The sequence below is a fragment of the Labedella endophytica genome (assembly GCF_003990045.1).
Lineage (GTDB): Bacteria > Actinomycetota > Actinomycetes > Actinomycetales > Microbacteriaceae > Labedella > Labedella endophytica.
The window spans coordinates 32990-53876 of the sequence record NZ_RZGZ01000002.1 but is presented as its reverse complement, the minus strand read 5'-3'; the positions used below and the strand labels follow the sequence as shown (position 1 = coordinate 53876).

15 protein-coding genes and 1 tRNA gene are annotated in these 20887 nt (G+C 67.4%); 14 read left to right on the top strand and 2 right to left on the bottom strand.

Going from position 1 to position 20887, the window contains the following annotated elements:
* Positions 1-2: 2 nt before the first annotated feature.
* The gene (gene pyk, locus ELQ94_RS03790; RefSeq protein ID WP_127047402.1) at positions 3-1418 is read left to right on the top strand and encodes a pyruvate kinase; all 1416 of its coding nucleotides are present in this window, start codon (positions 3-5) and stop codon (positions 1416-1418) included.
* A gap of 129 nt (positions 1419-1547) precedes the next feature.
* Here pyk and ELQ94_RS03785 read toward each other — a convergent pair.
* Positions 1548-1630: transfer RNA gene (locus tag ELQ94_RS03785), tRNA-Leu, on the bottom strand.
* A gap of 38 nt (positions 1631-1668) precedes the next feature.
* Here ELQ94_RS03785 and ELQ94_RS03780 point away from each other — a divergent pair.
* Complete coding sequence (locus tag ELQ94_RS03780) at positions 1669-2274, top strand: ANTAR domain-containing response regulator (RefSeq protein WP_127047400.1); 606 nt, start codon at positions 1669-1671, stop codon at positions 2272-2274.
* Between the two features lie 77 nt (positions 2275-2351).
* Here the strand turns inward: ELQ94_RS03780 and ELQ94_RS03775 are convergent, their stop codons facing one another.
* Positions 2352-2768 carry a hotdog fold thioesterase gene (locus ELQ94_RS03775; protein ID WP_127047398.1) on the bottom strand — a complete coding sequence of 139 codons (417 nt, stop codon included), beginning with the start codon at positions 2766-2768 and terminating at the stop codon, positions 2352-2354.
* 59 nt (positions 2769-2827) lie between these two features.
* On the opposite strand from ELQ94_RS03775, the gene polA reads away from it, so the two are divergent.
* The 12 genes from polA to ELQ94_RS03715 all read left to right on the top strand — a co-directional run bounded on the left by polA (position 2828) and on the right by ELQ94_RS03715 (position 20849).
* Positions 2828-5482 (top strand): DNA polymerase I, encoded by a 2655-nt coding sequence (gene polA / locus ELQ94_RS03770; RefSeq protein WP_127047396.1) that lies wholly within the window; start codon positions 2828-2830, stop codon positions 5480-5482.
* A 73-nt stretch (positions 5483-5555) separates the two neighbouring features.
* Entirely contained in the window at positions 5556-7277 is a 1722-nt protein-coding gene (locus ELQ94_RS03765) for a DUF885 domain-containing protein (protein WP_127047394.1), read from the top strand.
* 239 nt (positions 7278-7516) lie between these two features.
* Complete coding sequence (gene rpsA / locus ELQ94_RS03760) at positions 7517-8971, top strand: 30S ribosomal protein S1 (RefSeq protein ID WP_127047392.1); 1455 nt, start codon at positions 7517-7519, stop codon at positions 8969-8971.
* 251 nt (positions 8972-9222) lie between these two features.
* Entirely contained in the window at positions 9223-9879 is a 657-nt protein-coding gene (locus ELQ94_RS03755; RefSeq protein ID WP_166404649.1) for a TetR/AcrR family transcriptional regulator, read from the top strand.
* A 3-nt stretch (positions 9880-9882) separates the two neighbouring features.
* Positions 9883-10488, top strand: coding sequence for a dephospho-CoA kinase (gene coaE, locus ELQ94_RS03750; protein WP_127047388.1), 606 nt, complete (start codon positions 9883-9885; stop codon positions 10486-10488).
* Positions 10485-11096: a pyroglutamyl-peptidase I gene (locus ELQ94_RS03745; protein WP_127047386.1), complete on the top strand. Its 612-nt coding sequence runs from the start codon at positions 10485-10487 to the stop codon at positions 11094-11096. Before coaE ends, ELQ94_RS03745 begins: the two co-directional genes overlap by 4 nt.
* Before the next feature lie 47 nt (positions 11097-11143).
* Positions 11144-13213 (top strand): excinuclease ABC subunit UvrB, encoded by a 2070-nt coding sequence (uvrB, locus tag ELQ94_RS03740; protein ID WP_127047383.1) that lies wholly within the window; start codon positions 11144-11146, stop codon positions 13211-13213.
* A gap of 93 nt (positions 13214-13306) precedes the next feature.
* A complete protein-coding gene (gene uvrA, locus ELQ94_RS03735; protein ID WP_127047381.1) occupies positions 13307-16198 on the top strand; it encodes an excinuclease ABC subunit UvrA in 2892 nt (963 codons plus the stop codon).
* Positions 16199-16200: 2 nt separating this feature from the next.
* Positions 16201-18108, top strand: coding sequence for an excinuclease ABC subunit UvrC (uvrC, locus tag ELQ94_RS03730; RefSeq protein ID WP_127047379.1), 1908 nt, complete (start codon positions 16201-16203; stop codon positions 18106-18108).
* A 44-nt stretch (positions 18109-18152) separates the two neighbouring features.
* On the top strand, positions 18153-19031 hold the full coding sequence (rapZ, locus tag ELQ94_RS03725) for an RNase adapter RapZ (protein WP_127047377.1): 879 nt from the start codon (positions 18153-18155) through the stop codon (positions 19029-19031).
* Positions 19032-19084: 53 nt separating this feature from the next.
* A complete protein-coding gene (whiA, locus tag ELQ94_RS03720) occupies positions 19085-20065 on the top strand; it encodes a DNA-binding protein WhiA (RefSeq protein ID WP_127047375.1) in 981 nt (326 codons plus the stop codon).
* A gap of 157 nt (positions 20066-20222) precedes the next feature.
* Complete coding sequence (locus ELQ94_RS03715) at positions 20223-20849, top strand: superoxide dismutase (RefSeq protein WP_127047373.1); 627 nt, start codon at positions 20223-20225, stop codon at positions 20847-20849.
* Positions 20850-20887: the final 38 nt, after the last annotated feature.

Here is a 20887-nt window from a genome sequence, read left to right as displayed (position 1 = left end):
GCATGAGACGTGCAAAGATCGTCGCGACCCTGGGCCCGGCGACCTCGAGCTACGAGAACATCCGCGCCATCCTCGAAGCCGGTGTCGACGTCGCCCGGATGAACCTCAGCCACGGCAGCTACGAGGTCCACGAGGGCGTCTACGCGAACATCCGCAAGGCCGCTGACGACGTCGAGAAGGCCGTCGCCGTCCTCGTCGACCTGCAGGGTCCGAAGATCCGCCTCGGCAAGTTCTCCGACGGTCCCCACAACCTCGCCGTCGGCGACATCTTCAAGATCACGACCGAGGACATCCTCGGAACGAAGGACATCTGCGGCACGACCTTCAAGGGACTGCCCCAGGACGTCGCTCCCGGCGACTTCCTCCTCATCGACGACGGCAAGGTACGCGTCAAGGTGCTCGAGACCGACGGCACCGTCGTCACGACCGAGGTCATCGTCGCCGGCCCCGTGTCGGACAACAAGGGCATCAACCTCCCGGGCGTGGCCGTCAACGTGCCGGCGCTCTCCGAGAAGGACGAGGCCGACCTCCGTTGGGGCCTCCGGCTCGGCGCCGACATCATCGCCCTCTCGTTCGTCCGCGACGCCTCCGACATCGTGCGCGTGCACGAGATCATGGAGGAGGAGGGTCGTCGACTCCCCGTCGTCGCCAAGATCGAGAAGCCGCAGGCCGTCGAGAACCTCGAGGACATCACCGAGGCGTTCGACGCGATCATGGTCGCTCGTGGCGACCTCGGCGTCGAGCTCCCCCTCGAGGCCGTCCCCATCGTGCAGAAGCGCGCGATCGAGATCGCGCGCCGCCTGGCGAAGCCGGTCATCGTCGCGACGCAGATGCTCGAGTCGATGATCTCGAGCCCGGTGCCGACGCGCGCTGAGACCTCCGACGTCGCCAACGCCGTGCTCGACGGTGCCGACGCCGTCATGCTCTCGGGCGAGACGAGCGTGGGCAAGTACCCCGTCGTCACGGTCCAGACGATGGCGCGCATCGTCGCCTCCACGGAAGAGCACGGCCTCGAGCGCGTCCCCGCGCTCGGCACGAAGCCGCGCACGCAGGCCGGAGCGATCACGCTCGCAGCCGTCGACATCGCGAACTTCGTCGAGGCCAAGTACCTGTGCGTCTTCACCGAGTCGGGGGAGTCCGTCCGCCGGATGAGCCGGCTCCGCAGCTCCATCCCGATCCTCGCGTTCACGCCCGACCCGGCCATCCGTCGGCGCATGGCGCTCAACTGGGGCGTCGAGTCGTTCGTGGTGGACCGCGTGACGCACACGGACCAGATGGTGGCGCAGGTCGACGAGGTGCTCACCTCGACGGGCCGTGCCGAGACCGGCGAGAAGGTTATCATCATCTCCGGATCCCCTCCCGGAATCCCCGGATCGACGAACGACATCCGCGTGCACAACGTCGGAGACGTCCTCTAGGCCCGTAACGGCCGGAGACGGAGGAAACCCCCGGCCCCACGATCTCGATCGTGGGGCCGGGGGTTTCTTGGTGCGCTCCGGCGGTCGTCGCTCCCGGATCGTATCGGCGCCGTTCCGGGGAGTTTCTCGTACCGGTGGTGGGACTCGAACCCACATGCCCTCTCGGACAAAGCATTTTGAGTGCTCCGCGTCTGCCATTCCGCCACACCGGCGCACGACACCGTGGATCAGGTTACCGTAGGATCGACTTGTGACCGAGCACGAAGCAACCGCAACAGCACCCCGACGCGTCGTCGTCGCCGAGGACGAGTCCCTGATCCGACTGGACATCGTCGAGATCCTCCGAGACAACGGATTCGAGGTCGTCGGCGAGGCCGGCGATGGCGAGACGGCGGTCGCTCTCGCGACGGAGCTGCGACCCGACCTCGTCGTCATGGACGTCCGCATGCCCCAGCTCGACGGCATCGCCGCGGCCCGGCGCATCACCGAGGCGCAGATCGCCCCGGTCGTCCTCCTCACGGCGTTCAGCCAGAAGGAGCTCGTGGAGCAGGCGGCCGAGGCCGGCGCTCTCGCGTACGTCGTGAAGCCGTTCACCCCCAACGACCTCCTCCCCGCCATCGAGATCGCGCTCAGCCGCTACCAGCAGATCATCACGCTCGAGGCCGAGGTCGCCGACATGGTCGAGCGCTTCGAGACCCGCAAGCTCGTGGACCGGGCCAAGGGCCTGCTCAACGAGAAGATGGGCCTGTCCGAGCCGGAAGCGTTCCGCTGGATCCAGAAGGCGTCGATGGACCGCCGCCTGACGATGCACGACGTCGCCCAGGCGATCATCGAGCAGCTCGCCGCCAAGAAGTAGCGCACACCGCACGCAATCACGGAAGCCCCCGTCACCGTCAGGTGCCGGGGGCTTCCGTCGTCACAGGGTCCCGCTTGTCAGCGATCCTTGATGAGGTTCGTGATGCGGATGGTCGAGCAGCGACGCCCGTCCTCGTCGGTGACGGCGATCTCGTGCACCGTGAGCGAACGCCCGAGGTGGATCGGGGTGCAGACGCCCGTGACGACGCCGGAGGTCGCTGAACGGGTGTGCGTCGCGTTGATGTCGATGCCGACGGCGAGCCGGCCAGCTCCGGCCCAGAGATTGGCGGCCATCGACCCGAGGGACTCTCCGAGGACGACGTACGCTCCGCCGTGGAGGAGCATCGCCGGCTGGGTGTTCCCCTCGACCGGCATGGTCGCGACCGAGCGGTCGACGGAGAACTCGGTGAACTCGATCCCCATCTTCTCGGCGAGCGCACCCGCGCCCCGCTTCCTCACGAAATCGATCGCGTCCTCGTGTCGTTCCTCGGCCATGAGCGCCTCCAGTCGATCGCCAGCCGGGCACCGTCGGAGGTGGCTTGTAGGCTGGACGTGTGTCGGAATCCGAAAAGCCTACCCTCCTCGTCATCGACGGCCACTCGCTCGCGTTCCGGGCGTTCTACGCCCTTCCGGTGGACAGTTTCCAGACCAGGGACGGCCAGCACACGAACGCCATCCACGGCTTCATCGCGATGCTCATCAACCTGCTCAAGGCGGAGAAGCCGACCCACCTCGCGGTCGCGTTCGACATCTCGCGCTACAGCTTCCGCACGCGCGAATACCCCGAGTACAAGGGCACGCGCGGCGAGACTCCTCCCGAGTTCATCGGGCAGGTGCCCCTCCTCCAAGACGCTCTGAAGGCCATGAGCATCTCGACGATCTCCCTCGAGGACTACGAGGCCGACGACGTGCTCGCAACGCTCTCGGTGCGGGCGACGGAACAGGGTTACCGCACGCTGCTCGTCTCCGGCGACCGCGACACGATCCAGCTCGTCAACGACGACGTCACCCTGCTCTACCCGTCCAGGCAGGGTGTCTCGGACCTCACCCGCTACGACCCGGCGAAGGTGCGCGAGCGCTACGGCATCGAGCCGCACCAGTATCCCGAGGTCGCGGCGCTCGTCGGCGAGACGAGCGACAACCTCCCGGGTGTGCCCAAGGTGGGGGAGAAGACGGCCGTCAAGTGGCTGGGCCTCTACGGCAGCCTCGACGGCATCCTCGAGAACGCCGAGAAGATCACAGGCAAGGTGGGGGAGAGCCTCCGGGAGCACAAGGAGAACGCGGTGCGCAACCGCCGCCTCAACCGGCTCGTGACCGACGCGCCCGTCGACGTCCAGCTCGACTCGCTCGGCAAGCGTCCCATCGACGAGCAGGAGGTGCGCGACGTCTTCGCGCGGCTCGAGTTCCGCACGCTGCTCGATCGGGTCCTCACGCTCGAGGGTATCGACGGAGGTGAACCGGCTGTATCGGCCACCCGCGCGACCATCCCCGCGACGCAGCATCTCCTCGACGAGGAACTGCGCGGCTGGCTCGCCCGATCCGTCGTCTCGTCGCCCGACGGCCTCGGCCTCCGCATCGACGTGCTCGACGGCCGCCCCGTGTCCGCCGGGATCGCGTCGGCCACCGAGCTCGTCCTCCTTCCGTGGCAGGCGGGCGGGGCCGACTACGCGCCTTTCGAGGAGTGGCTCGCGAGCGACGCGCCCAAACTCATGCACGATGCCAAGCCGCAGGTGAAGGCGCTCGCCCGCGCCGGCATCGCGTTCGACGGACTCGCCTTCGACACCCAGATCGGCGCGTGGCTCCTCGCCCCCGGAGGGAAGGAGGCGACTCTCGCGGACCTCACCCGGAAGCTGCTCGACGAGGACCTCCCCACGTCGGACCCGAACCAGCTCGTGCCCGACGACGACGCCCCCTCGGCCGCGACGGAGGCCTGGTACACGGGACGCATCGTCGATCACCTGCGCACGGCGCTCGACCCGGGCTCGCTCGGCGTCCTCCGTGACATCGAGATGCCGACCCTCCTCGTGATCGCGGCGATGGAGTTGCGCGGCGTCACCGTCGACCACGCCTCGCTCGCCGACCTGTCGGCCGGGCTCGGGTCCCGCGCCGCCGACCTCGCCGCGAGCGCCTTCGCCGAGATCGGACGCGAGGTCAACCTCGGCTCGCCCAAGCAACTCCAGGAGGTCCTCTTCGAGCAGCTCCAGATGCCGAAGACCCGGGCGAACAAGACCGGTTATTCGACGGACGCCGGTGCCCTCGCCGACCTCCAGGCGAGCAACCCGCATCCGTTCCTCGACCTCCTGCTCCAGCACCGAGACGCAACGAAACTGCGTCAGATCGTCGAGACGCTCGACAAGTCGATCGCCGAAGACGGCCGCATCCACACACGGTACGTTCAGAGCGGGACAGCCACCGGTCGCATCTCGTCCACGGACCCCAACCTGCAGAACATCCCCGTCCGTACGGAGGAGGGGCGGCGCATCCGCCAGTCGTTCCGGGTCGGAGAGGGGTACGACACCCTGCTCACGGCCGACTACTCGCAGATCGAGATGCGGATCATGGCGCACCTCTCCCGAGACGAGGGGCTCATCGAGGCGTTCCGCTCGGGGGAGGACCTGCACCGCTTCGTCGGGGCCCGCATCTTCGGTGTGGAGCCCGCGGACGTCACGAACCTCATGCGCACCAAGGTGAAGGCGATGTCCTACGGTCTCGCCTACGGCCTCAGCGCCTTCGGGTTGTCGAAGCAGCTCCGCATCGAGCAGTCCGAGGCCAAGGTCCTCATGACCGACTACTTCGAGCGCTTCGGCGCGGTGCGCGACTACCTGAGGGACGTCGTCGTGCAGGCGAAGGTCGACGGGTACACGACGACGATCTTCGGTCGCCGGCGGCCGTTCCCCGACCTCTCGAGCCCCAACCGGGTCCTGCGGGACAACGCGGAACGCGCCGCGCTCAACTCGCCCATCCAGGGATCGGCGGCCGACATCATGAAGTTCGCGATGATGCGTGTGGAGCAGGACCTCACGAGCCGCGGACTCCGGTCGCGCATGCTCATGACCGTGCACGACGAACTGATCTTCGAGGTGGACTCCTCCGAGTCCGATGAGGTCGAGGAGATCGTGACCACCCGCATGGCGGGTGCAGCGGACCTCACCGTGCCTCTCGAGGTGCAGCTCGGTCACGGAACCGACTGGGACGCCGCCGCGCACTGAGGAGCGTCACCCGGGTCGCGGAGCGCGGGCTCCGCATTGCAGGGCGCTCCGCTCGCGACATAGGCTCGCGATCATGACTGACAACGCATACACGTCCGGTTCCGACGGGACCGGGGCGGCGGGCGCCCCGCCCGAGCGCACCCCGTCCGCGATCGATGCCGTCGCCGAAGGCTGGGTCACGACGCTCGCCGACCTCGAGCCGCGCCTCGCGGTGTGGATCGGAGGGATGCCCGACTCGGGTGGATACGGTGACCTGTCTCCCGCCGGCGCCGAGGCCTACGCGGACGCCGCCCGGCGGACGATCTCGGCCCTCGACTCCCTCGCCCCGACGGACGCCGTCGACGAGGTCACGAAGGCCGATCTCCGTGACTCCCTCGCCCTCGATCTCGAGGAGCGCGAGGCCGGTATGCACCTCCGCGACGTCAACGTGATCGCGTCGCCCGCGCAAGACATCCGGGAGGTCTTCGACCTCATGCCGACGTCCACCGTCGATGACTGGGAGGTCGTCTCCGTGCGGCTCGGAAACGTCGCGGGAGCCATCGACGGCTACATCGCGTCGCTCCGCGAGGGTATCCGGCGAGGGATCGTGCCGGCCAAGCGTCAGGTGCGCGAGGTCTTCGAGCAGGCCAAGAAGCTCGCCGATTCTGACGGATTCTTCGCAGGTCTCGCCGCCAACGCCTCGCCGGAGACCGGACAGCTCCCGGCGTCGCTGGCGAGCCAGCTCACCGGACGGGCGGGAGAGGCCGCCGTCGCCTATCAGGAGCTCGCTGACTTCTTCGCGCGCGAACTCGAGCCGGCCGCGGGTGAGAAGGACGCCGTGGGACGCGAGCTCTACGCGATCCAGTCGCGCAAGTTCCTCGGAGCCACGATCGACCTCGACGAGACGTACGAGTGGGGCATCGAGGAGTTGGCGCGCATGGTCGCCGAGCAGGAATCGATCGCCGGTCAGATCAAGCCGGGCGCCGGAGTGCTCGAGGCGATCGAGTTCCTCGACCGCGATCCGTCGAGGAAGCTGCACGGTACGGATGCCCTCCGCACCTGGATGCAGGAGACGAGCGACCGCGCCGTCGCCGAACTCTCCCGTTCCCACTTCGACATCCCCGAACAGATCCGTGCGCTCGAGTGCATGATCGCGCCGACCCAGGAGGGCGGGATCTATTACACGGGCCCGTCCGACGACTTCTCCCGGCCGGGTCGGATGTGGTGGTCGGTGCCCGAGGGTGTGGAGGAGTTCGACACCTGGCGCGAGCTGACGACGGTCTATCACGAGGGAATCCCCGGCCACCACCTGCAGATCGGGCAGGCCGTCTACAACCGGGCGCTCCTCAACACATGGAGGCGGCAGCTCGCCGGGACCTCGGGTCACGCGGAGGGCTGGGCGCTCTACGCCGAGCGGCTCATGCAGGAGCTCGGCTACCTCGACGACCCCGCCGACCGACTCGGGATGCTCGACGGTCAGCGGATGCGGGCCGCCCGCGTCGTGCTCGACATCGGCGTGCACCTCGAGAAGCAGCTGCCGGACGGCTCGGGACCGTGGACGGCCGAGCACGCGTTCGACTTCATGGGACGCAACGTCAACATGAACGCCGGCTTTGTGCGCTTCGAGGTCAACCGCTACCTCGGCTGGCCGGGCCAGGCGCCGTCCTACAAGGTCGGCCAGCGGATCTGGGAGCAGATCCGCGACGAGTCGAAGGCCCGCGAGGGGGAGGCCTTCGACATGAAGTCGTTCCACAAGCGGGCGCTCGACCTCGGCGGCGTCGGACTCGACACCCTGCGCCGCGCGCTGGTCGGCTGACGCGCACTCGTCGCCTGACACCCGACCGAGGAGAAGGAGAAGGAGGGAGAGGGGGAGACTCCGCCCTCCTTCTCCTCGGACGGAACCACGCCGAATCGCCCGGGGTGCTTGGTCGTCGGCCTGAGGGGTGTCTATGATGGAATGTCGCACTTGCGACATCCCATCCGCCTGCCCGGCGTGCACTCATCATCACCACGCGCGCCCGGCCTGATATCCGTCCATACTGGAGCACCCACTACATGACAACCGCAACGACCGAAAAGGCAACCAAGCAGGTCGCTATCAACGACATCGGCTCTGCTGAAGACTTCCTTGCCGCGGTCGAGAAGACTCTGAAGTTCTTCAACGACGGTGACCTCATCGAAGGCACCGTAGTGAAGATCGACCGCGACGAGGTCCTCCTCGACGTGGGATACAAGACCGAGGGTGTCATCCCCTCGCGCGAACTTTCGATCAAGCACGACGTCGACCCCACCGAGGTCGTCAAGGTCGGCGACAGCGTCGAAGCCCTCGTCCTCCAGAAGGAGGACAAGGAAGGTCGCCTCATCCTCTCCAAGAAGCGTGCTCAGTACGAGCGTGCATGGGGAGACGTCGAGAAGATCAAGGACGCCGACGGCGTCGTCACCGGATCCGTCATCGAGGTCGTCAAGGGCGGTCTCATCGTCGACATCGGACTCCGTGGCTTCCTCCCGGCTTCGCTCATCGAGCTGCGCCGCGTTCGCGACCTCACGCCGTACCTCGGCCAGGAGATCGAGGCCAAGATCCTCGAACTCGACAAGAACCGCAACAACGTGGTCCTGTCGCGTCGCGCGCTCCTCGAGCAGACGCAGTCCGAGAGCCGTACGACCTTCCTGAACAACCTCCAGAAGGGCCAGGTCCGCAAGGGCGTCGTGTCCTCGATCGTCAACTTCGGTGCGTTCGTGGACCTCGGCGGCGTCGACGGTCTCGTCCACGTCTCGGAGCTCAGCTGGAAGCACATCGAGCACGCGTCCGAGGTCGTCGAGGTCGGCCAGGAGGTCACCGTCGAGATCCTCGAGGTGGACCTCGACCGCGAGCGCGTGTCGCTCTCGCTCAAGGCCACGCAGGAGGACCCGTGGCAGGTCTTCGCCCGTACCCACGCGATCGGTCAGGTCGCCCCGGGTAAGGTCACGAAGCTCGTCCCGTTCGGCGCGTTCGTCCGCGTCGCCGACGGCATCGAGGGCCTCGTCCACATCTCCGAGCTCTCCGGCAAGCACGTCGAGCTCGCTGAGCAGGTCGTGTCCGTCGGCGAAGAGGTCTTCGTCAAGGTCATCGACATCGACCTCGAGCGTCGCCGCATCTCGCTGTCGCTCAAGCAGGCCAACGAGGGCGTCGACCCCGAGGGCACCGAGTTCGACCCGGCACTCTACGGAATGCTCACCGAGTACGACGAGCAGGGGAACTACAAGTACCCCGAGGGCTTCGACTCGGAGACCAACGAGTGGAAGGAAGGCTTCGAGACCCAGCGCGAGGCATGGGAGCGGGACTACGCCGCAGCCCAGGGCCGCTGGGAGGCTCACAAGCGCCAGGTGGCTACGGCCGCCGCCGAGGAGTCGTCCATCGAGAGCACCAGCTCTGCCGGTTCGGCGTTCTCGAGCGAGACCGCCGGTGCGGGCACGCTCGCTGACGACGAGTCGCTCGCCGCTCTGCGCGAGAAGCTGTCCAGCAACTCCTGAGTAGCACCCGTCCGGCCGGACCTCGTGTCCGGCCGGACGACCTGAGGCCCGTGTGGCCCGGATCCGTCCGGGCTGTGCGGGCCTCTCGTGTGTTCGGGACCCGGCGATGGGCGTCGAGTCCGCGCCGTCGGCGTGCGTGTCGCTCCGACCGGCCCCCGGGCACGCTGATGCTAGGGTAAGCGTGTACTTCCGCCCCACACCCAGAGGTTTCCGTGCTCATCACTCGAACCAACGAGAAGGACCTGAACGTAGTGAATGTCGACCCATTGCGGCGGTTCCTCGCCCTCGACTACGCCGAGTCCGCCGACCTCCGCAACAGCCCGCAGCAGGAGCGCAGCAGGCTGAGCCTCGAGACGATCCTCCGCGTGTGCGGCGAGATCATCGACGAGACCGGACACGCGGGTGTCACGACGGCCGAGGTCGCGAAGCGCGCCGAGATGGCGATCGGAACGGTCTACCGGTTCTTCCCCGACCGCGTCGCCCTCATGCTGGGCGTGTACGACTACATGACCAAGCGCTACGTCGAGATGTGCATCGAGGCCCTCACGGCCGCCGAGCCCACGACGTGGCAGCAGGCCTTCGACATCCTCACGGAAACCAACGTCGTCGCCCGTCGCACCGTTCCCGGCTACCGGGCCACGCAGTACCAGGTGCTGGCCGATGAAGAGAGCCAGGAGAAGTACACCCTGCGCACGACGTCGTACATCGACGCCGTCGTCGGCCAGCTGGCTCAATTCGAGTTGCCGTCCGACGAGGCGTGGACCGCTCGCGTCGCGGTCGCGATCGAGCTCTCCCGCGCTCTGCAGCGGCTCGCGTTCGACGCCGAGCCGGACGGTGACGCCTGGCTGCTCGACGAGGCACGCTCCGTGGCGACCACCTACCTCGAGACCCAGCTCGCGGCCCGCTGACCCATGCGCGTCATCGCGCTCACGGGCGGCATCGCGTCGGGCAAGTCCACTATCTCCCGGCGGCTCGCCTCGCTCGGCGCCTCCGTCGTCGACGCCGATCTCCTGTCGCGCGAGGCCGTCGCCACGGGGAGCCCCGGGCTCGCGCAGGTGGCCGAGCGCTTCGGGCCGAGCGTCCTCGCGCCCGACGGGTCCCTCGATCGGGCGGCCCTCGGAGCGATCGTCTTCGCGGACGAGTCAGCGCGACTCGACCTCAACGGCATCGTGCACCCGGAGGTGCGCCGACTGGCGGCTGCCCGGCTCGCGGAGATCGGTCGCTCCGATCCTCACGCGATCGCCGTCTACGACGTCCCGCTGCTCGTCGAGACAGGGGTGGATCACGATTTCGACCTGGTCGTCGTCGCCGACGCCGACGCGGACACCCGGACCGAACGGCTGATCTCCCGCCGCGGTCTCGATCCAGAGGAGGCCCGTCGGCGCGTGGCCGCACAGGCGAGCGATGGCGAGCGGCGGCGGGTCGCCGACGTTCTCATCGACACGACGGGCACGCTCGAGCACACGGACGAGCAGGTCGACGCGCTCTGGCACGATCTGACGACCGGCCGACGATGACGCGGGTCCTCGTGACGTGCTTCGAGCCCTTCGGGGGATCGACCGTCAACGCCTCGGCGGAGGCCGTCGCGCTCCTCCCGGATCGCGTGGGCGACGTCGAGGTCGTCCGGGCGACGCTGCCGTGCGTGTTCGACGATGCGTCTCGCGTCCTCGCGTCCCTCATCGACAGGGAGCGACCGGATGTGGTCATCGCCGTCGGGGAGGCAGGGGGACGCGTGAGCGTCGACCTCGAGCGCATCGCCGTGAACCTCGATGACGCCCGGATCGCCGACAACGCGGGAGCGCGTCCGATCGATCGGACGATCGTGGAGGGAGCGCCGACGGCCTACCTGTCCCGGCTGCCCATCAAGGCCTGCGCCGCGGCGATCGACGGCGTGGGTGTCGCCTCGGGGGTCTCGAACACCGCCGGCACGTTCGTATGCAACCACGTGTTCTTCTCCCTCATGCATCTCATCGACGACGAGCCGGATCGACGCGGAGGGTTCGTGCACGTCCCGACCCTCGACCGTCTCCCCGCGGTCGATGCCGCTCGAGCTCTCTCCGCCGTGGTCGCGACGGCCGCCCGGACCACCGAGGACATCCGGATCAGCCGGGGCACCGAGTCCTGATCGTCGGATCCGGACCCGGTGTCGGTGGCGGGATTTAGACTGGAGTCATGCAACCGACACGCTCCGTGAACCCCTTCGAGGTCGTCAGCGAGTACAAGCCGAGCGGCGACCAGCCGGCGGCCATCGCCGAGCTCGCGGGACGGATCAACGCCGGTGAGACCGACGTCGTCCTCCTCGGTGCGACGGGAACGGGCAAGTCGGCGACCACCGCGTGGCTCATCGAGGCGACGCAGCGCCCCACCCTCGTCCTGGCGCATAACAAGACCCTGGCCGCTCAGCTCGCGAACGAGTTCCGCGAGCTCATGCCCAACAACTCGGTCGAGTACTTCGTGTCGTACTACGACTACTACCAGCCAGAGGCCTACGTCCCCCAGACGGACACCTTCATCGAGAAGGATTCGTCCATCAACTCCGAGGTCGAGAGGCTCCGGCACTCCACGACGAACTCGCTCCTGTCTCGGCGCGACGTGATCGTGGTGTCGACCGTCTCGTGCATCTATGGACTCGGCGCGGCGGAGGAGTACCTGGAGGCCATGGTCGCGCTCCACGTCGGCGACTCGGTCGGCCGCGACCGTCTCATCCGGTCCTTCGTCGGCATGCAGTACAACCGCAACGACGTCGACTTCTCCCGCGGCAACTTCCGGGTCAGGGGCGACACGATCGAGATCATCCCCGTCTACGAAGAGCTCGCCATCCGGATCGAGATGTTCGGGGACGAGATCGAGGCCCTGTACGCGCTCCACCCGCTCACGGGCGACGTGGTCAAGAAGCTCGATTCGGTGTCGATCTTCCCGGCCACCCACTACGCGGCCAGCCCCGAGACCATGCAGCGTGCGATCGCCACGATCCAGGTGGAGCTCGAGGAGCGGCTGGCCGAGCTCGAGAAGCAGAACAAGCTCCTCGAGGCGCAACGGCTGCGCATGCGCACGACCTTCGACCTCGAGATGATGCAGCAGATCGGGTTCTGCTCCGGAATCGAGAACTACTCGCGACACATCGACGGCCGGGCACCCGGGCAGGCGCCCAACTGCCTGCTCGATTACTTCCCCGACGACTTCCTCGTCGTGATCGACGAGTCGCACGTCACGGTCCCGCAGATCGGCGCGATGTTCGAGGGCGACGCATCACGGAAGCGCACGCTCGTCGAGCACGGCTTCCGTCTGCCGAGTGCCATGGACAACCGTCCGCTGAAGTGGGACGAGTTCAAGAGCCGCGTCGGGCAGACCGTCTACCTGTCGGCGACGCCCGGTCGCTACGAGATGGGCATCGCGGACGGCGTCGTCGAGCAGATCATCCGCCCGACCGGCCTCGTCGACCCGCAGATCATCGTGAAGCCCTCGAAGGGCCAGATCGACGACCTCCTCGAGTCGATCGTCGCGCGGGCGGAGAAGGACGAACGCGTCCTCGTCACGACCCTCACGAAGAAGATGGCGGAGGAACTCACCGACTTCCTCACGGAGGCCGGGGTGCGGGTGCGCTACCTCCACTCGGACGTGGACACGCTCCGGCGGGTCGAGCTCCTGACCGAACTCCGCGCCGGTGTCTACGACGTGCTCGTGGGCATCAACCTGCTGCGAGAGGGGCTCGACCTCCCCGAGGTCTCCCTCGTCGCCATCCTCGATGCCGACAAGGAAGGATTCCTGCGGTCCTCGACCTCCCTCATCCAGACCATCGGTCGTGCCGCTCGAAACGTCTCGGGCGAGGTGCACATGTACGCCGACGTCATGACGGATTCGATGAAGCGCGCGATCGAGGAGACCGACCGTCGTCGCGATCGGCAACTCGCCTACAACGCCGAGCACGGCATCGATCCCACTCCGCTCCGTAAGAAGATCGCGGACATCACGGGCATGCTGGCGCGCGAGGGCGAGGACACGGCGCGGCTTCTCGCCGGTCGCGACGGGAAGAAGAAGAGCCCGGTTCCGAACCTCCGTCGACAAGGGCTCGCCGCGGAGGGGGCGAACGATCTCGAGACGATCATCGCCGATCTCAACGCCCAGATGCTCTCGGCCGCCGCCGAGCTCAAGTTCGAGCTCGCGGGTCGTCTGCGCGACGAGGTCTCCGAGCTCAAGAGGGAGCTCCGGCAGATGGAGAAGGCCGGCCACATCTCGTCGTAGGGCGGACCGGCGAAGTGTACCCGCGCGTCGTCGTTCGCGGAGGGCGAGCAGCCTCGGGGACCCAGTGTCGGTGGGTCCCCGTAGACTTTCGAGGTGTCGATTTCCCCCGTAAAGCAGAGCGCGCAGCTCAGTGTCCGTGGTGCCCGTGTGCACAATCTCCAGAACGTCGATCTCGACATTCCCCGTGATTCCCTCGTGGTGTTCACGGGCCTGTCGGGGTCGGGGAAGTCGTCCCTCGCCTTCGACACGATCTTCGCCGAGGGTCAGCGCCGCTACGTCGAATCGCTCTCGGCATACGCCCGGCAGTTCCTCGGGCAGGTCGACCGACCCGACGTCGACTTCATCGAGGGGCTGAGCCCGGCGGTCTCGATCGACCAGAAGTCGACCAACCGCAATCCGCGATCGACGGTGGGCACGATCACCGAGGTCTACGACTACATGCGTCTCCTCTGGGCCCGCGTCGGTATCCCGCACTGCCCGGTGTGCGGCGAGCGCATCCAACGCCAGACCGTGCAGCAGATCGCCGATCAGCTCATGGAGCTCGAGACCGGCACGCGCTACATGGTCATGAGCCCCGTCGTCTCGCAGAAGAAGGGCGAGTTCGTCGATCTCTTCCAGGAGCTCTCGGCGAAGGGATACGCGCGCGCCGTCGTCGACGGCGAAACGGTCCAGCTGAGCGAGCCCCCGACCCTCAAGAAGTCCTACAAGCACGACATCTCCGTCGTCGTCGACCGGCTCGTCGCCGGGCCCGACGCGCTGTCGCGGCTCACGGACTCGCTCGAGACGGCGCTGTCGCTGACCGACGGCGTCGTGCAGATCAACTTCGTGGACGAGGAGGGCCCCGAGGGGACGATCACTTACTCCGAGAAGCTCTCATGCCCGAACAACCACCCCATCCAGCTCACCGAGATCGAGCCGCGCACCTTCTCGTTCAACGCTCCCTTCGGTGCGTGCCCGGAGTGCTCGGGCCTCGGAACGCGCATGGCGGTGGACGACGAACTCCTGCTCGGCGACGACACCCTCAGCCTCAACGAGGGTGTCATCATCCCCTGGACCACCCAGGGCAAGGGGCTCTACCAGTACTACGAGAAGCTCCTCGACGGGCTGTCGCGCGACCTGGACTTCTCGCTCGACACCCCGTGGAAGAAGCTCCCGGAGCGTGTCCGAGAGGCCGTCCTGCGCGGAGAGAACTTCAAGGTCAAGGTCAAGTGGCGCAACCGCTACGGCCGCGAGATGAGCTACTCCTCCGGCTTCGAGGGCGTCATGCCCTACATCGAGCGCCAGTACCTGCAGGCCGAGACGGACGTGCAGCGGTCCCGTTGGTCTGAGTACCTCCGCGAGGTGCCGTGCGACGTGTGCCAGGGCAAGCGGCTCAAGCCCGAGGTCCTCTCGGTCCTCATCCACGGTGAGAACATCGCCGACGTCTCGCTCCTCAGCCTCGAGGACGCGCGGGCGTTCATGGACCGGCTCGACCTCACGGAGCGCGAGGCGAAGATCGCAGCCCAGGTGCTGCGCGAGATCAAGCTGCGGCTCGACTTCCTCAACGAGGTGGGCCTCGGCTACCTCGACCTCGCTCGATCGGCGGGTTCGCTCTCGGGCGGCGAGGCCCAGCGCATCCGCCTGGCGACGCAGATCGGTTCCGGTCTCACCGGGGTGCTCTACGTGCTCGACGAGCCCAGCATCGGGCTTCACCAGCGCGACAATCGGCGACTGATCGAGACGCTCATCAAGCTGCGCGACCTCGGCAACACGCTCATCGTCGTCGAGCACGACGAGGACACGATCCGCACGGCAGACTGGATCGTCGACATCGGACCGGGCGCCGGCGTCAACGGCGGAACCGTCGTGCACTCGGGTGACTACGAGTCGCTCGTGGCCGAGCGGAAGTCGCTCACGGGCGACTACCTCTCGGGACGCAAGTCCATCGAGACGCCCGAGAAGCGGCGCGAGATCGACCCGGAACGGATGATCTCCGTCGTCGGGGCGTCGGCCAACAACCTCCGGAACGTGACCGTCGACTTCCCGCTCGGCGTCTTCACAGCGGTGACGGGAGTGAGCGGATCCGGGAAGTCGTCGCTCGTCAACGACGTGCTCTACCGTGTCCTCGCCAACAAGCTCAACGGAGCCCGCAAGGTCCCGGCCAAACACACACGGGTGACGGGGCTCGAGCAGCTCGACAAGGTGATCCACGTCGACCAGGCGCCCATCGGTCGCACCCCCCGGTCCAATCCGGCCACGTACACAGGTGTGTTCGATCGCATCCGGACGCTCTTCTCCGAGACGGTGGAGGCGAAGACCCGCGGCTACCAGCCGGGCCGTTTCAGCTTCAACGTCAAGGGAGGCCGCTGCGAGGCGTGTTCCGGAGACGGCACGATCAAGATCGAGATGAACTTCCTGCCGGACGTCTACGTCGCCTGTGAGGTCTGCGGGGGAGCGCGGTACAACCGCGACACCCTGACGGTGCACTACAAGGGGAAGAACATCGCCGAGGTCCTCGACATGCCGATCGCGGAAGCCGCGGAGTTCTTCGAGCCGATCTCCTCGATCCACCGCTTCCTGAAGACCCTCGTCGACGTCGGGCTCGGGTACGTCCGTCTCGGCCAGAGCGCCACGACGCTCTCGGGAGGAGAGGCGCAGCGGGTCAAGCTCGCCACCGAGCTGCAGCGTCGTACGAACGGGCGCAGCGTCTACGTGCTCGACGAGCCCACGACGGGACTTCACTTCGAGGACGTCCGCAAGCTGCTCCTCGTGCTCGGAAGCCTCGTGGACAAGGGCAACACCGTGATCGTCATCGAGCACAACCTCGATGTCATCAAGTCGGCGGACTGGCTCGTCGACATGGGCCCCGAGGGTGGCGCGGGTGGCGGCAAGGTGCTCGCCGTCGGTACCCCTGAGAAGATCGCCGCCGTCAAGAAGAGCCACACCGGCGTCTTCCTGAAGGAGATCTTCGACGCCGAGCGGAAGCTCGCGCGCAAGGCCGGTTGAGGATGGCGGATCCACGTACCTATCGACCGAAAGCCGGTGAGATCCCCACAGAGCCGGGCGTGTACCGGTTCACGGGGGACGGCGGGCGGGTCCTCTACGTCGGCAAGGCGAAGAACCTGCGCGCCCGGCTGTCGAACTACTTCGCCCCGCTGCATACGCTGCACGAACGGACCCGGCGCATGGTCACCTCGGCCACGGGCGTCGTCTGGACCGTCGTCGGTTCCGACATCGAGGCGCTACAGCTCGAGTACACGTGGATCAAGGAGTTCGATCCGCCGTTCAACGTGAAGTTCCGCGACGACAAGACCTATCCCTTCATGGCGATCACCCTCGGCGACGAGGCCCCACGCGTGATGGTCACGCGGAACACCCGCATCCGCGGCGCCAAGTACTTCGGCCCGTATCCGAAGATCTGGGCCGTGCACGACACCGTCGACCTCATGATCAAGGCGTTTCCGATCAGAACGTGTTCGGATTCAAACTACAAGCGAGCGATGCAGTCCGGTCGGCCCTGCTTCCCGGGGCAGATCGGGCGATGCGGCGGCCCGTGTTCCGGTCGGGTGACCATCGAGGAGCACCGGGCGATCGTCGACGACTTCGTCGCGTTCATGTCGGGGCACGATCGACGATTCGTCACCGACGCCACGAAGAAGATGAAGAAGGCGGCGGAGCAGCAGGACTACGAGTCCGCGGCACGCTACCGCGATCGCCTGCTCGCGCTGGAGGCCGTGCTCGAGAAGAGCGCCGTCGTGCTCGCGGATCGCGTCGATGCCGACGTCTTCGGTATCGAACACGACGAGCTGTCCGCGGCCGTTCAGCAGTTCATCGTCCGCGGCGGACGCATCCGTGGTGTGCGCTCCTGGACGGTCGACAAGGAGCTCGACATGGAGACGGCGCAGCTCGTCGAGCAGACGCTCCTCCGCGTCTACGCGGACGCGGGACGAGACAGCATTCCGAAGGAGATCTACGTCCCCGCCGTCCCCGACGACGTGGACGAACTCGCGGCACTCCTCGGAGCTCGGCGAGGCCGGGGCAAGGTGAAGGTGCAGGTCCCGATGCGGGGCGAGAAGGTCGCGCTCATGGACACGGCCGTCGTCAATGCGAAGCATTCGCTCCAGCTCTACAAGATGCGGCGTAGCGGCGACTTCGTCGCCCGATCCAACGCCCTCGGCGACATCCGTGAGGCGCTCGATATGGACGAGGCGCCGCTCCGAATCGAGTGCTACGACGTCTCCCACCTCTCGGGCACGAACATCGTGGCATCCATGGTGGTGTTCGAGGACGGACTGCCACGTAAGGACCAGTACCGGCGATTCTCGATCGCATCCTCGACCGACGACACGGACTCGATCCACCAGGTGCTCACGCGGCGGCTCGCCTATCTGCGCGGGGCGCCCGACCCGGACGCGCCCGCGGAGACACCGGATCCCCTCGCCGACGGCGAGGTGGACGCGATCGCCAAGCCGAAGAAGTTCGCCTACCCTCCGCAGCTCCTCCTCGTCGACGGTGGCCTGCCGCAGGTCGGGGCGGCCCAGCGTGCGCTCGAGGAGTCGGGCGTCGAGGGAATCACCCTCGCCGGCATCGCGAAGCGTCTCGAGGAGATCTGGGTCCCCGGCAGCGACTACCCGGTGATCCTGCCGCGGGGGAGCGAGGCCCTCTTCCTCATCCAGCGTGTCCGGGACGAGGCGCATCGCTTCGCCATCAGCTATCAGCGGCAGCGGCGGAAGCGGGACATCACCTCTGTGCTCGGCGAGATCCCGGGTCTCGGGCCCTCGCGGGTCAAGCAACTCCTCACCGCTTTCGGGTCGGTATCGCGTCTCAAGGCGGCCTCGTCGGACGAGATCGCCGAGGTGAAGGGGATCGGTCCACAGCTCGCAACGGCCGTCCACGACCGGCTGAGGAGTGACTAGGCTGGACCGGAGTTCATCGAGCGGTGCACAGGAACGGGGTGGGGATGGTCGAGGAGAGTCCGACGCCCCAGCAGGTGCTCGTCGTGACCGGGATGTCGGGCGCTGGACGATCCACGGCGGCGAACGTCCTCGAGGACCTCGACTGGTACGTCGTCGACAACCTGCCGCCGCAGATGCTCCGTCCGCTCACGGACCTGGCCGAACGCGCAGAAGGCGCGATCCCGAAGATCGCGGCGGTCGTCGACGTGCGTGGACGCGACTTCTTCGCGGCCCTTCAGGACATCGTGCAGAGCATGCGGGAGGGAACCCACGTCCGCGTCCTCTTCCTCGACGCCTCCGACGCCGCTCTCGTGCGCCGTTTCGAGGCCGTCCGTCGTCCCCACCCTCTGCAGGGGTCCGGCACGATCGTCGACGGCATCCGCATCGAACGCGGCCGCCTCGCCGCCATCCGCGAGTCCAGCGATACGGTCGTCGACACCTCGGACTTCAACATCCACCAGCTCGCGACGAAGATCAGGACGCTCTTCTCCGACGACAGCGCACCCTCCCTGCACCTCACGGTCATGAGCTTCGGCTTCAAGTACGGGCTCCCGGCGGACGCCGACATGGTGGCCGACGCGCGGTTCCTCCCCAACCCGTTCTGGGTACCGGAGCTCAAGCCGCTCACCGGGCTCGACGAGGCGGTCAGCGAGTACGTGCTGAGTCGCGAAGGGGCGACGGAGTTTCTCGACCACTACTTCGAGGCGCTGATTCCGGTTCTCGACGGGTACCAGCGCGAGAACAAGCGTCACGCCGTGGTCGCCCTCGGGTGCACGGGAGGCAAACACCGCTCTGTGGCGATGACCGAGTACCTGGCGGCACGGCTCGGCGACCTCGAGGGTGTGGCCGTGACCCTCACCCACCGCGACCTCGGTCGCGAATAGTCGGGTCGCGCAGACGCGACCCCGATCGGAACACGAAGGACGAAGGACGAAGATTGGCCCTCACGACGGATGTCAAGGCGGAGCTCACCCGCGTGCAGGAGACCCGCACCTCGGTGCGCGCGGCGGAACTCGCCTCCATTCTCCGATTCAGCGGCGGGCTGCACGTCATCTCTGGCCGCATCGCGATCGAGGCGGAGCTCGAGACGCCGGAGCTCGCGACGCGCGTTCGCCGTGATCTGGCGGAGCTCTACGGGATGCGCAGCGAGGGCTCCGTCGTCTCGCCGTCCGGGTCCCGACGTACTCCGTACTACCTCGTGCGGGTCATCGACGGCGGCGAGACACTGGCGCGGCAGACCGGTCTCCTGGACGCACGCCGTCGGCCGGTCAGGGGCCTGCCGAACCGGCTCACGACGGGTTCGCGAGACGAGATCGCGGCCGTGTGGCGCGGCGCCTTCCTGGCAGCCGGCTCGTTGACGGATCCCGGCCGGTCGTCCGCCCTCGAGGTCACCTGCCCGGGCAACGAGTCCGCCATGGCGCTCGTCGGTGCCGCCGGTCGGCTGGGAGTCACCGCGAAGGCCCGCGAGGTCCGCGGCGTGAACCGGGTCGTCGTCCGAGATGGCGAGGCGATCAGCGCCCTCCTCTCCCTCATGGGCGCGGCCGAGACCGTCGCGTCGTGGGAGGCCATGCGTCAGCGGCGAGAGGTCCGTGCGACGGCGAACCGACTCGTCAACTTCGACGACGCCAACCTCCGCCGCTCCGCTCAGGCGGCCGTCGCTGCGTGCGCTCGCGTCGAGCGCGCCATGGACATCCTCGCCGACGACGTGCCAGAGCACCTCGCGTACGCGGGCCGGCTCCGGCTCGCCCACCGGGAGTCGAGTCTCGACGAGCTCGGCCACCACGCAGACCCTCCCATGACCAAGGACGCCATCGCCGGTCGCATCCGGCGGCTCCTGGCGATGGCCGACAAGAAGGCCTCCGACCTCGGCCTTCCGGGCACCTCGGCCAATCTGCCTCCCGACCTCGACGACCTCTGATCTCGGGAGGCCGGGAGAGGCCACCCGGCCGATCGTCCTCCCCTCGTCCTCGATACCCTCGGAAGCGGGGCGGGCGGGGCCGCACGCGAGTAGACTCGACATGTCGCTCAAGGCCCTCCGCCGACTCGGGTGAAGGGCTAAGAAAGAGGAGATATCAATGGCTGAATACACACTTCCCGATCTGGCTTACGACTACAGCGCGTTGGAACCGAGCATCTCGGGACGCATCATGGAGTTGCACCACTCGAAGCACCACCAGACCTACGTGACGGGCGCGAACACCGCTCTCGCACAGCTAGCGGAGGCGCGCGAGAGCGGCAACTTCGCGAACGTGAACAAGCTCGAGAAGGACCTCGCGTTCAACCTCGGCGGACACGTGAACCACTCCATCTTCTGGACGAACATGTCCCCGAACGGTGGCGACAAGCCCACGGGTGAACTCGCCGCGGCTCTCGACGACGCGTTCGGCTCGTTCGACGCCTTCCAGGCCCACTTCACGGCCACGGCCATGGGAGTGCAGGGCTCCGGCTGGTCGGTCCTCGCGTGGGACGTCATCGGACAGCGCATCAGCGTCTTCCAGCTCTTCGACCAGCAGGGCAACGTCCCTCTCGGTCTCGTCCCGCTGCTCATGCTGGACGTGTGGGAGCATGCCTACTACCTCGACTACCAGAACGTGCGCGCGGACTACGTGAAGGCCTTCTGGAACATCGTCGACTGGTCGAACGTTCAGGCGCGCTTCACCACGGCGCGTGAGAAGACCGACGGCCTGCTGGTACTGTCTTAATCGATCGGGCCGCCCCGGGCTCCACCCCGGGCGGCCCG